This is a genomic window from Erythrobacter aurantius (genome assembly GCF_023823125.1).
In the GTDB taxonomy this organism is placed as follows: Bacteria; Pseudomonadota; Alphaproteobacteria; order Sphingomonadales; family Sphingomonadaceae; genus Erythrobacter; species Erythrobacter aurantius.
Genome location: NZ_CP090949.1, coordinates 656,205 through 667,604, shown reverse-complemented (window position 1 = coordinate 667,604; position 11,400 = coordinate 656,205). Strand labels below are relative to the sequence as shown.

11 protein-coding genes are annotated in these 11,400 nt (G+C 63.5%); 10 read left to right on the top strand and 1 reads right to left on the bottom strand.

The genetic code is table 11. The annotated features are described in order from the left end of the window. Positions 1–73: 73 nt before the first annotated feature. From L1K66_RS03340 to L1K66_RS03320, 5 genes are all read left to right on the top strand, one after another. Positions 74–1,891, top strand: a complete 1,818-nt coding sequence (locus tag L1K66_RS03340) for an aminopeptidase P family protein (protein ID WP_252259613.1) — start codon at positions 74–76, stop codon at positions 1,889–1,891. Positions 1,892–1,974: 83 nt separating this feature from the next. Next, positions 1,975–2,355, top strand: a complete 381-nt coding sequence (locus L1K66_RS03335; RefSeq protein ID WP_252259612.1) for a VOC family protein — start codon at positions 1,975–1,977, stop codon at positions 2,353–2,355. A gap of 288 nt (positions 2,356–2,643) precedes the next feature. After that, the gene (locus L1K66_RS03330) at positions 2,644–3,351 is read left to right on the top strand and encodes an EF-hand domain-containing protein (protein WP_252259611.1); all 708 of its coding nucleotides are present in this window, start codon (positions 2,644–2,646) and stop codon (positions 3,349–3,351) included. A gap of 79 nt (positions 3,352–3,430) precedes the next feature. Then, positions 3,431–4,180 (top strand): response regulator, encoded by a 750-nt coding sequence (locus L1K66_RS03325; protein WP_252259610.1) that lies wholly within the window; start codon positions 3,431–3,433, stop codon positions 4,178–4,180. Continuing rightward, entirely contained in the window at positions 4,177–5,628 is a 1,452-nt protein-coding gene (locus tag L1K66_RS03320) for a sensor histidine kinase (RefSeq protein WP_252259609.1), read from the top strand. Before L1K66_RS03325 ends, L1K66_RS03320 begins: the two co-directional genes overlap by 4 nt. On the opposite strand, the gene L1K66_RS03315 is transcribed toward L1K66_RS03320, so the two are convergent. After that, on the bottom strand, positions 5,629–7,203 hold the full coding sequence (locus L1K66_RS03315; RefSeq protein WP_252259608.1) for a helicase HerA-like domain-containing protein: 1,575 nt from the start codon (positions 7,201–7,203) through the stop codon (positions 5,629–5,631). Between the two features lie 106 nt (positions 7,204–7,309). Here L1K66_RS03315 and pabB point away from each other — a divergent pair, with 106 nt between their 5' ends. The 5 genes from pabB (at position 7,310) to L1K66_RS03290 (ending at position 11,312) form a co-directional block, all read left to right on the top strand. After that, positions 7,310–9,124 (top strand): aminodeoxychorismate synthase component I, encoded by a 1,815-nt coding sequence (gene pabB / locus L1K66_RS03310; RefSeq protein ID WP_252259607.1) that lies wholly within the window; start codon positions 7,310–7,312, stop codon positions 9,122–9,124. 35 nt (positions 9,125–9,159) lie between these two features. After that, a complete protein-coding gene (locus L1K66_RS03305; protein ID WP_252259606.1) occupies positions 9,160–9,861 on the top strand; it encodes an RluA family pseudouridine synthase in 702 nt (233 codons plus the stop codon). After that, positions 9,854–10,270, top strand: a complete 417-nt coding sequence (arfB, locus tag L1K66_RS03300; protein WP_252259605.1) for an alternative ribosome rescue aminoacyl-tRNA hydrolase ArfB — start codon at positions 9,854–9,856, stop codon at positions 10,268–10,270. The genes L1K66_RS03305 and arfB overlap by 8 nt, the downstream gene beginning before the upstream one ends. A gap of 132 nt (positions 10,271–10,402) precedes the next feature. Next, the gene (rpmG, locus tag L1K66_RS03295) at positions 10,403–10,570 is read left to right on the top strand and encodes a 50S ribosomal protein L33 (protein ID WP_034956237.1); all 168 of its coding nucleotides are present in this window, start codon (positions 10,403–10,405) and stop codon (positions 10,568–10,570) included. A gap of 67 nt (positions 10,571–10,637) precedes the next feature. Further along, on the top strand, positions 10,638–11,312 hold the full coding sequence (locus tag L1K66_RS03290; protein ID WP_252259604.1) for a LolA family protein: 675 nt from the start codon (positions 10,638–10,640) through the stop codon (positions 11,310–11,312). Positions 11,313–11,400 lie beyond the last annotated feature (88 nt).

Below are 11,400 nucleotides of genomic sequence, written 5' to 3'. Positions count from 1 at the left end.
GCGGCCTATGTGGGGGGTTCTAGACATACTCTGACGCGCGGCAAGGCCCGCGCGCAAGCCGGGAGCCGACAAGATGCTGATGCAAACCCACGAAGCCCGACTGAAGGCCCTGCGCGAAGAGCTGAAGCGGCGCGGCCTTGCCGGTTTCATCATTCCGATCTCCGATGAGCACATGAGCGAATATGTCGGCGATTATGCCCAAAGGCTCGCTTGGCTGACGGGGTTTGGCGGGTCGGCTGGCTTCGCCGCGGTTACACTGACCCACGCGGCGATCTTCGTTGACGGGCGCTACACCGTGCAGGTGCGCGAGCAGGTCGACGGATCGCTGTTCGAATATCGCAGCATTCCGGGCGATCGGCTGGGCGACTGGCTGGCCGAGGTCTGCGAGAAAGGCGCGAAGATCGCCTATGATCCGTGGCTTCACACATGGAGCTGGGTCGAGGCGCTGGAGAAGATCGTCGAACCTGCAGGGATCGCAATGGTCCCGGCAGACAGCAATCCGATCGACGCCGTATGGGCCGATCAGCCCGCACCTTCGGATGCCGTTGCGATCGTCCATGCCGAAGACCTTGCCGGTCGATCATCGGCGGACAAGCGTGCGGCGGTGGCGGACTGGCTCACCGATCAGGGGCTCGACGCGGTGGTAATCCCGGCGCTCGATTCGATCGCATGGCTGCTCAATATCCGTGGCACGGATGTGGCGCATACCCCGGTGGCGCTGTCCTATGTCATCGCGCATAGCGACGGTCGCGCGGAGCTGTTCATCGCGCCTGAGAAGGTAACGCCCGAGCTCACGCAGCATCTCGGCAATGCGGTGACAATCCGTGCACGCGACGAATTTGCCCCGGCACTTGCGGGTGAACTTAAGGGCAAGAAGGTCAGCGTCGATCCCGATTTCGGCGTCGTCGGCATCGCGCAGGCCTTGCGCGAAGGCGGCGCGAAATTCACCTTCAAGCAGGATCCGACAATCCTTGCCAAGGCGATCAAGAACTCCGCCGAAGTGCAGGGCCACCGCGACGCGCAGGCGCGCGACGGAGCCGCCGTCAGCCGCTTCCTGCGCTGGCTGGAAGTGACCGCACCCGCAGGCGGGATCGACGAGCTTGCTGCTGCGGCCAAGCTGGAGGGGTTCCGGCGCGAGCACGGCGATCTGCGCGACACCAGCTTCGACACGATCAGCGCCGCCTCCGGTCACGCCGCGCTGCCGCACTACAAGGTGGACGAGGACAGCAATATCCCGATCCCGCCGGGTTCGATCTATCTCGTCGATTCGGGCGGCCAGTATCCCGCTGGCACCACCGACATCACCCGCACGGTCTGGATCAATTCGCCCGACAGCGCGCAGCCCACGGCGGAAATGAAGGACCGCTTCACCCGCGTGCTGAAAGGCCACATCCAGATTGATCGTGCAGTGTTTCCGCAAGGGACCTGCGGCGGCCAGATCGACGTTCTGGCGCGGCAATATCTGTGGGAAGGCGGGGTCGATTACGCGCACGGAACCGGCCACGGTGTCGGCAGCTTCCTTGGCGTCCACGAAGGCCCGCAGCGCATTGCCAAGCCGATGGGCGGGCAGGCCGGTACTGCGCAGGAATTGTTCGCAGGGATGATCCTCTCGAACGAGCCGGGTTATTACAAACCGGGCGAATTCGGCATCCGGATTGAAAACCTCGTGCTGACGGTGGAGCGTGAAATCGAAGGGGCGGAGGGCCGCTACCTCGGGTTCGACTGCCTCACCTTCGTACCGATCGATCGCACCCTGATCGACAAGAGCCTGCTGACTCCGAGCGAGATCGATTGGCTCGACACCTATCATGCGACAGTGCGCGAAATCGTCGCGCCGCAACTCGAAGGTGACGATCTGGCATGGCTCGAGGCACAAACCGCGCCGCTTTGAGCGTGATTGCGCAGTGACACATGTTCTATTAATGTTCTCCTATTGCGAGTCGCGAAGGGCGGCTCGCATCAGGGAGAATGCACATGATCGGCTACGTTACCCTCGGCACCAATGACCTTGCCCGCGCGGCGAAATTCTACGATGCAATCGCGGCGCATTTCGGCGTCGGGCGCATGATGGATTTCGACACTTTCATCGCCTGGGGCGAAATGGGCGGCCCGGCAGGCATTGCCGCGACAAAGCCGTTTGACGGAGCCGAAGCTACAGTGGGCAATGGCACCATGGTCGCCCTGCAAGTGGACAGCCCGGAAAAGGTGCAGGCGGTCTATGATACCGCACTGGCCAATGGCGGCAGCGACGAAGGTGCGCCGGGGCCACGCGGCGACGACGGGTTCTATGCCGGCTATTTCCGCGATCCCGATGGCAACAAGCTCAACGCCTTCTGCATGGTTGCACCCGGCTGAAGGGACTGAAAGGCGGGCTTTTCTGGCGCTTGGATGAACGACGGCGCCCCTGCGATACAATCCGCGACACTTTTGCCGTCTTTCGGCATAATCCTGCGACACGCCCGCCTTAGAACGGGTGTCATGAGTTGCGGCGAGGTTGCCAGTGGCACCCCTCCCCTGACGATGCGGCGTTACCTGCCGGGCGGGCCTGCCCCTATGCCCAACCGGTGCAGCAAGGTGCCCGAAGTCTTCTCCGGCGCCTCGTCGCAACTCTTGTGACGAACCAAGAGGACGAGGATTACGATCATGCGCAAAACCACATTGACCCTTTCGATTGCGGCCGCAGCCCTGGCCTTGGGCGGGGCGGGTGCCGCCATTGCCCAGCAGCACGGCGGACCGCAGGCAGCCGACACCAATGGCGACGGCGAAATTTCGCTCGCCGAGGCCAAGGCTCACGGCGCCGCCCGGTTTGCCCGGATGGATGCCAATGGCGACGGCCAGATCAGCGCCGAAGACCGCGAGGCGCGCCGCGCCGCTCGTTTTGCGCAGACCGATACCAATGGCGACGGTGAAATCTCGCCCGCCGAAATGGCCGCAGCGCAGGAAGCGCGTGAGGCGAAGCGCATTGAACGCAGGGCCGAACGCCAGCAACGCATGCTTGAACGCTTTGACAGCGACGGCAGCGGCGCCCTGTCCGAAGCCGAGCTTCGGGCTGCCCGCGAGGCTCGTGGAGAGCGCGGCCAGCGCGGAGAGCGCGCCGAAGCACGACAGGGCCGACGCGGCGGCGAAGCTCGCGGCGGCCAGCGCGGAATGCGGATGCTGCGTCAGGCTGACACCAATCAGGATCGCGTCGTGACCAAAGCCGAATTCGACGCAGCAATCGAAGCCCGCTTTGCCAAGGTCGACACCGATGGTTCCGGCACCATCACCGCTGCCGAACGCGAGGCCGCCCGCAGCGCGATGCGCGAACAGCGTGGCGAACGCCGGATGCAGCGCCAACGGCCTGCAAACTGATCCGGAAACCGATAAATTGCCGGACCGGCCTGCTTCCCACGGGTTGCGCGCCGGTCCGGCTGCTTTCATGAACACCCTGATGGACGACGACGCCCCAATCCGCATCCTGCTGGTCGATGACGAACCGACCCTGCGCGAGCCGCTGGCCGAGTATCTCACCGCGCAGGGCTTCGGCGTTACCGAAGCGGCGAGCGCGGCGGCTGCGCGATCGGTGCTGACAGAAATTCGGCCGGATATCGTCCTGCTCGACATTATGATGCCGGGGGAGGACGGTCTTTCGCTGTGCCGCCATCTGGTCGAAACGCGGCAGTTGCCGGTCATCTTCCTCACCGCACGCGGCGAGGCGACCGACAGGATCGTCGGGCTGGAACTGGGCGCGGATGACTATGTCGTCAAACCGTTCGAGCCGCGCGAGCTTGTCGCCCGCATCCGCACCGTCCTTCGCCGGGTCGGTCGCGGGACGTCGCCGCAGCAGGAGATGGAGGATTGGCACTATGCGTTCGAAGGCTGGATGCTTGATCCGCTGAAGCGCAAACTGACCGATCCCGAAGGCGTAACCGTCCCGATCTCCACCGCAGAATTCCGTCTCTTGCGCGCCTTCCTCGATAGCCCGCGCAAGGTGCTGGACCGCGACCTGCTGCTCGATCTGGTGCAAGGACGCGCGGCCCATCTGTTCGATCGCGCCGTCGACAACCAGATCAGTCGCCTGCGGCGCAAGATCGAAGCCGACAGCCGCGATCCGCAACTGATCCTCACCGTGCGCGGAGGCGGGTATCGCTTTGCCGCACAGGTAAAGCGGATCGCCCCATCGCCCGACAGCGCGAGATGAAGCGGTTGATCCCTTCCAGCCTGCTCGGTCAGGTCATGCTGGTGCTCACCATCGGGCTGCTTGTCGCGCAGGCAATTTCCGCCGTGCTGTTGTTCCAGGCATCCGAAAACCGGCGCGAAACCGCCATCGTCAGTTCCATCGCCTTCAGGATCATTGCCGAACAGAACCGGGCCGAACGCCTGAATTCGCGATTGGGCGACCGCCGAAGGCAGGACAATGCGCTGCGTCGTGCCGCAAGAAGAGCGGAAAGGGCGCAGCGCATCGGGGATGATGGAGAACCCACGCTTGCCCGGCGCTTGCGATTGGGGGTGGAGACGAGCGAGGTCTCTCCCGTCGGTGCCGACGAACGCCGGCTAGCATCCTATGAAACGACACTGCGCGACATGCTGACGATGCAGGATATCATCGTGAGCGAAGTCCGCGTGACCCGGCGAAAGGCTGCGGCAGATCCATTCGTCGTCAACGCAATCCAGATGCGCCCGTCTGCACCGCCACCCGATTGGCAGGAGCGCACCTTGCTGGTGGCCTCTGTCGAACGTCCGGGCAACGCCGGATGGCTGACGGTGCGACAGGCCGAATTGCCGCGCGGCACAGGCGGCATCACGACGATCCTGTTGCAGACGCTGGTGATCCTGCTGGTGCTGGTATCGCTTCTTTATCTGGTGCTGCGCCGGATCACCCGCCCGCTTGCCGATCTCACCGATCGGCTTGACGATTTCTCTCGCCAGCCGGGCAAGGTGGTTCGCCTGGAAGAGCGCGGCCCGGCCGATACTCGCCGTCTGATTGCCGCGCACAATGCAATGGAGGCGCGGATCGCAGCCATGCTCGACGAAAAGGACGTGATGCTTGGCGCGATCGGGCACGATCTCAAGACGCCGCTCGCCGCCCTGCGTGTTCGCATCGAAAGCGTGCCAGACGAAAGCCAGCGCCAGAAAATGGCTTCCAGCATCGAGGATATCACCGCCACGCTGGACGATATTCTCACCCTGTCACGCGTTGGTCGTGATGGAAGCGGGCGAGAAACGGTCGATCTAGGCAAGCTCGCCCTGGGAGTGGTCGAGGAATTCGAGGATCTGGGCGACCCTGTGACCATTGCCGAGCTTCCCCGGATTGTCGCGGATGTACAGGTGACCTGGGTAAGGCGGGCGCTGCGCAATCTCGTCTCCAACGCGGTGCGATATGGAGAGGCGGCACGGATCAGCATCTTGCGCGATGGCGACACGGCGGTGCTGCGGGTGGATGACGACGGGCCGGGCATAGCCCCTGACCGGATCGAGGAAATGATGCAGCCCTTCACCCGCGGCGAAGCATCGCGCAACCGCGCGACCGGGGGTGCCGGGCTGGGGCTGACGCTGGCCCGCGCCATAGCGCAGCAGCATGGGGGCGACCTGGTGCTTGGAAACCGAGAGGGCGGAGGGCTGCGCGCGGAATTGCGCCTGCCGCTCTGATTACCGCATCAGCCCGCCAATCAGGTTGCGAACGAAACGCCCCGCGATCGGCCCAGCCAGATCGGTAGCAATCGAGCCGGCCGCCGATGTGATCCCCGACGCCACCGGATCGGCGCGGCTTTTCTTGCCCAGCACCTTGGCCGCTGCCACACCGGCCAGCCCGCCCGCGGCAACCTTCGTCCCGCGCGAGATCGCCTTTTCCCAGATCGAGGTCGATTTGCGCGAGCGCTTGCGCACCTCTTCCTCGCCCTGTTCGGCCACCTCTTCGGCGGTATCGACCGCATCCTGAGCCTTGGCCAGCAGCACTTCCTCGGCGCTTTCGCGGTCAATCGCGGTGTCGTATTTGCCCTCGAACGGGCTGATCGACTGGATGATCGCGCGTTCCTTTGGCGTGACCGGGCCAAGGCGCGAACGCGGCGGCTTGATCAGCGTCCGTTGAACCACGGTGGGCGCACCCTCTTCGTCCAGCGTCGAAACCAGCGCTTCACCCACTTTCAGTTCGGTGATCGCGGCTGCCACATCGAGATCGGGATTGATGCGGAAGGTTTCCGCCGCAGCCTTGATCGCGCGTTGATCGCGCGGGGTGAAGGCACGCAGCGCGTGTTGCACGCGGTTGCCCAGTTGCCCTGCGACTTCTTCGGGAATGTCGATCGGGTTCTGCGTCACGAAGTAGACACCCACACCCTTTGAGCGGATGAGGCGCACGACCTGTTCGATCTTTTCCTGCAAAGCCTTCGGCGCATCGTCGAACAGCAGGTGCGCCTCGTCAAAGAAGAACACGAGCTTTGGCTTTTCCGGATCGCCCACTTCGGGCAGCGTCTCGAACAATTCGGCCAAGAGCCACAGGAGGAAAGTGGCGTAGAGCTTGGGTCCGCGCATCAGCTTGTCGGCAGCAAGCACGTTGACATGGCCCCGACCCTGTTCGTCCACTTTCAGGAAATCATCGATCTCCAGCGCAGGCTCGCCAAAGAAGTGATTCGCGCCTTGGGCTTCAAACGAAAGCAACTGGCGCTGGATCGCGCCGACAGACTGTTTCGACACGTTGCCGTATTTGCCGGAAAGCTCTGCAGCGTTCTCGTTCGCCCATTGCAGCATCGCCTGCAAATCGCCGAAATCGAGCAACAGCAGCCCGTTTTCGTCGGCATAGCGGAAGACGATCTGCAAGACGCCTTCCTGCGTCTCGTTGAGATCGAGCAGGCGCGCGAGCAGCAGCGGGCCCATTTCGCTGACCGTGGTGCGGATCGGGTGGCCTTGCTCTCCGTACAAGTCCCAGAACACCACCGGATTGTCGGAATAGGCATAGTCTTCCATGCCCAGTTCCTTGGCCCGGCTTTCCAGCTTGTCGGCATGCTTGAAAGTGGGTGAGCCGGGCATGGCGATCCCGGAGAGATCGCCCTTCACGTCGGCCACGAATACCGGCACGCCTACCGCAGAAAAGCTTTCCGCGAGTCCCTGCAGCGTCACCGTTTTGCCGGTGCCGGTCGCCCCGGCGATCAGTCCGTGCCGGTTCGCGCGCGACAGCGCGAGGCTCTGGTTTTCGCCATTGCCGCCCAGTCCCAGAAAAATGTCGCTCATGTTCTGTATGCTTCCCTTACCCCGAAGTGCTTTCAGGCGGTGTGCAGAGCCAAAGCGTAGCGGTCAAGGTCTCGACTTGGCGCGCGTTTGGGCTAATGCGTGAAACATGGGTCAGGCCGAACCGACACAGATATTCGTATTGCTGGACGATGCGCGTGCGGATGGCGCGGCGGATGCGGTGGTCTATTCGGCGCCGCGCGAAGTTTTCGTCGCGTACAGGGCGACGGAGGTGTCCGTCCCGCTTGAAGCGGCTGAGCGGGCGCGACAGTCCGGATCAGAGATTGCCGGCTATATTGCCTATGAAGCAGGGCTCGCGCTTGAGCCTAAGCTTGCAGGATTGGCCGATGCTCGCAGCGGCGCGAACGGACCGCTTGTATGGCTCGGCGCATTCGATCCGCCTGAGCGCATTGCCGCCGCCGACGTGCCGAAATGGCTGTCCGCCCGAACTCAGGGCAGCGCCAGCATTGGCCCGCTCGACCCGCAGCTGTCGCCCGGCGGATATGATGCGGCGTTTGCGGCGCTGCGCGAAGCGATTCACGCAGGCGACATCTATCAGGCGAACCTCACCTATCCGCTGGCGGGGTCCTATCGCGGCGATCCGGTGGCGCTTTACGCGGCGCTGCGTTCGGCAGCGAGCGCAGGCTATGGCGGGATGATCTTTGACGGGACGCACTGGCTGCTCAGCTTTTCGCCCGAACTGTTCGTCGCGCTCGATGGCAAGAGTGCGAAGGTCAAACCGATGAAGGGCACCCGCCCCCGTTCGGACGACCCCGTGACTGACGCAACTTTGGCCGGCGAACTGGCGACATCGGTCAAGGACAAGGCCGAAAACCTGATGATCGTCGATCTGATGCGCAACGATCTTTCCCGCGTGGCGGAGCCGGGAAGCGTAAGGGTCGATACGCCCTTCGCGGTCGAAACCTATCCCACCGTGCACCAGATGGTTTCGACGGTCCGCGCAGAATTGGCGGATGGCAGGGGCGCGATTGATCTGGTGCGGGCAATCTTCCCATGCGGGTCGATCACCGGAGCACCGAAAATCCGCGCGATGGAGCTGATCAACGAAGTCGAACGCGATGCACGCGGCCCCTATTGCGGCGCGATCGGGCGTATCGGTGCCGATGGCAGCGCCGCTTTCAACGTCGCGATCCGTACGCTGCGCCTCACCCCGATCGAAAACGGTCAGGGCGACGCGGTGCTGGGTGTCGGATCAGCCATCGTCGCCGACAGCGACAGCCAGGCCGAACGTCGCGAATGCGAGGTCAAGGCAGGGTTCGCCCGGCGATCTTCTCCAGATCACACTGCCGCCGCGTTCGACCTGATCGAGACTATGGCGTTCGACCCGGAAACGGGCATCGCCCTGCTGGAATTGCATCTGGAGCGGATGAAGCGAAGCGCGCAGGCGCTGGGCTTTGAATTCGATCGCCATGCCGCGCGCAACCAGATTCAGGCACTGTGCTTCGAGCTGGAAGAACCGGCAAAGCTGCGGCTGCTGGCATCGCGCAGCGGCGCGACGGCGCTGGAAACCGGGCCGCTGCCAGCACCCTTGCCCAGTCCGGCTCCGGTTATCGCGCTGCCCAATCCGCTCGATCCGTCAGACTGGCGTCTGGCCCACAAGACATCTGACCGAGGATTTTACGAGGACGCGCTGGACGCGGCAAAGCGCGTGGACGCTGTGGAATCGCTGCTGGTTCGCGCCGACGGTCTGGTGACCGAAGGCAGCTACACCAATGTTTTCGTTGAACGTGACGGCGTGCTGCTGACCCCGCCTGCCAGACTAGGGCTTCTGCCCGGCGTCTTGCGCGCCTATCTGATAGAGAAAGGGCAGGCCCGCGAAGCCGAACTGACGCTCGATGACCTTGCCGGCGGGTTCCAGCTGGGCAATGCGATGCGCGGCCTGTTCGCTGCAAAACTGATCTGAACTCCTGACATGGCCACACGGCCTGAAAGACGCACATGACCATCCCGATCCTGTATGAAGACGGCGAAGCGCTGGTGATTGACAAGCCGGCAGGGCTGCCGGTCGACCGTCCCCGGCGCGGAGGGAAGTGTCTCGACGATCATCTCGACGAACTGAAGCTTGGATTTCAGCGTCGCCCGATGGCGGTCCACCGGCTTGATACCGACACCAGCGGCTGCCTGCTGCTCGCCCGCAACCCCAAGGCGCTGAAGCGTTTCAACAAGGCGTTCGAGGATCGGCTGGTAGGCAAGACCTATCTTGCCGTGATCGACATCGAACCGCGCGAGCAATCGGGCACGATCGAGCTTTCGCTTTCGAAAATCAGCTCGGCCGAGAAGGGTTGGCGCATGATTGCGGCGAAGAAGGGCAAACCGGCTGTTTCGCATTGGGAATTGCTGGAAACCATCGGAGAGGGTGATCGCAGGCGCTCGCTCATCCGGTTCCGCCCCGAAACCGGGCGTACCCACCAGTTGCGCGTCCATGCGCTGCAGGGGCTGGGGGCTCCGCTTTTGGGCGATCCGGTTTATGGGCCGATCCACGGGCAGCATACCGGCGCACCGCGCACCATGCTTCACGCTGAAACTCTCACGCTGGACCGGGAAGGCAAATCGAGGATCACTGCCTACGCGCCCTTCCCCGAGGATTTCGTGCGCGCCGGACTGTCCGCACCGCCCGCCCCGGAATTGCCCGATGGATGAAACGGTTCTGAACCGCGCTCACGCGCTGGCTCAGGAAAGCTTCCTCGCCGGATCGGGGCCGGGAGGTCAGAACGCCAACAAGGTCGCGACCGAAGTGCAACTGCGGGTCAACGTCTATGCCCTGCGGCTGCCACCCCCGGTGTTTGCGCGGTTGCGCGAGCTGGCCGGGTCGAAACTGACCGCTTCGGGCGATCTGCTGATCACGGCCAGGACACACCGCACACAGGAAGCGAATCGGCAGGAAGCGCGGGCGAAGCTCGAAGAGCTGCTTGAGGCCGCACATCGCGCGCCGCGCAAGCGTGCCAGGACGCGGCTCAATCGGGTCGGCAAAACCCAGCGGCTGAAGGCAAAGAAAGCGCGCGGCGAGGTAAAGGCCAACCGCGGCAAACCTTCGCGTTCGGATTGGTGACGCGGGTCACGGCACCGAAGCTTGACTTTTCCCCGTGAATCGCCCAGAGGCGCGCGTCTGTGAGGCGGCGCGCCAAGCGTCGCCCTTTGTTTTTCGGGCCGGACCGGCCTCACCCGATTTTAGGATACCGTCATGGCGAAGCCAGCAACCGTCAAGATCCGGCTCGTGTCGACCGAAGGCACCGGCTTTTTCTACGTGACCAAGAAGAACCCGCGCAACATCACCGAGAAGATGTCGTTCCGGAAGTACGATCCGGTCGCGAAGAAGCACGTCGAGTTCAAGGAAGCGAAGATCAAGTAAGATCTCGCGTGGTTCCGCTCGCCGGAATTCATCGACAGTTCAACGCTCACGCAGTAGCTGGGCGATCATGAGCAAAAAGCCTTTCATCCTCCGTACGGCTCTGGCGCTTTTGGGCGCCGGAGCATTTTCGTTTGCGCTGGCATCGGGGCAGGCGCCTCTGCCATTGAGCGCTCCGGCGGCTGCGCAAAGCAATCCGGGCGATCTTGATCGCGCCGTGACCGCGCTGCGCAGCATCTCCACCATGAAGGCTGACTTCACCCAGACCGACCGGGCCGGGCGCTCGGTCGCCGGGACGATGACGCTCAAGCGGCCGGGCAAGATCCGATTCGATTATGGCCGCGATGCCGATCTTCTGGTCGTGTCGAACGGTCGCTCGCTTTACATGATCGATTACGAGGTCAATCAGGTCGAACGCTGGCCGATCCGCAATTCGCCGCTGGGCGCGCTGCTCGATCCCAATCGCGACGTGAAGCAATACGGCACGCTGGTGGACACCGGCTCGTCCCAGGTAATCAGCGTCGACGTGCGCGACCCCGACAGGCCGGAATTCGGCCGGATCATCATGAATTTCCAGCGCAATCCAAGTGCACCGGGCGGATTGCAGCTGATGAACTGGGTCGCGAGGGACGCCCAGAACTACCGAACCACCGTGCGGCTTTCGAATCACCGGTACGGCATCGACGTGCCCGAAAGCACGTTTGAGTTCCGCGATCCGCGCCGTTCGTCTCGTCGCCCGCGTTGAACGGTTGGGCGGTGAAAAGTTGTAGGAATGCGACAGAATTCCGCCCGCGTTCATTCAACTGAAAGCCGGAACCGGCTAATCATTCTCA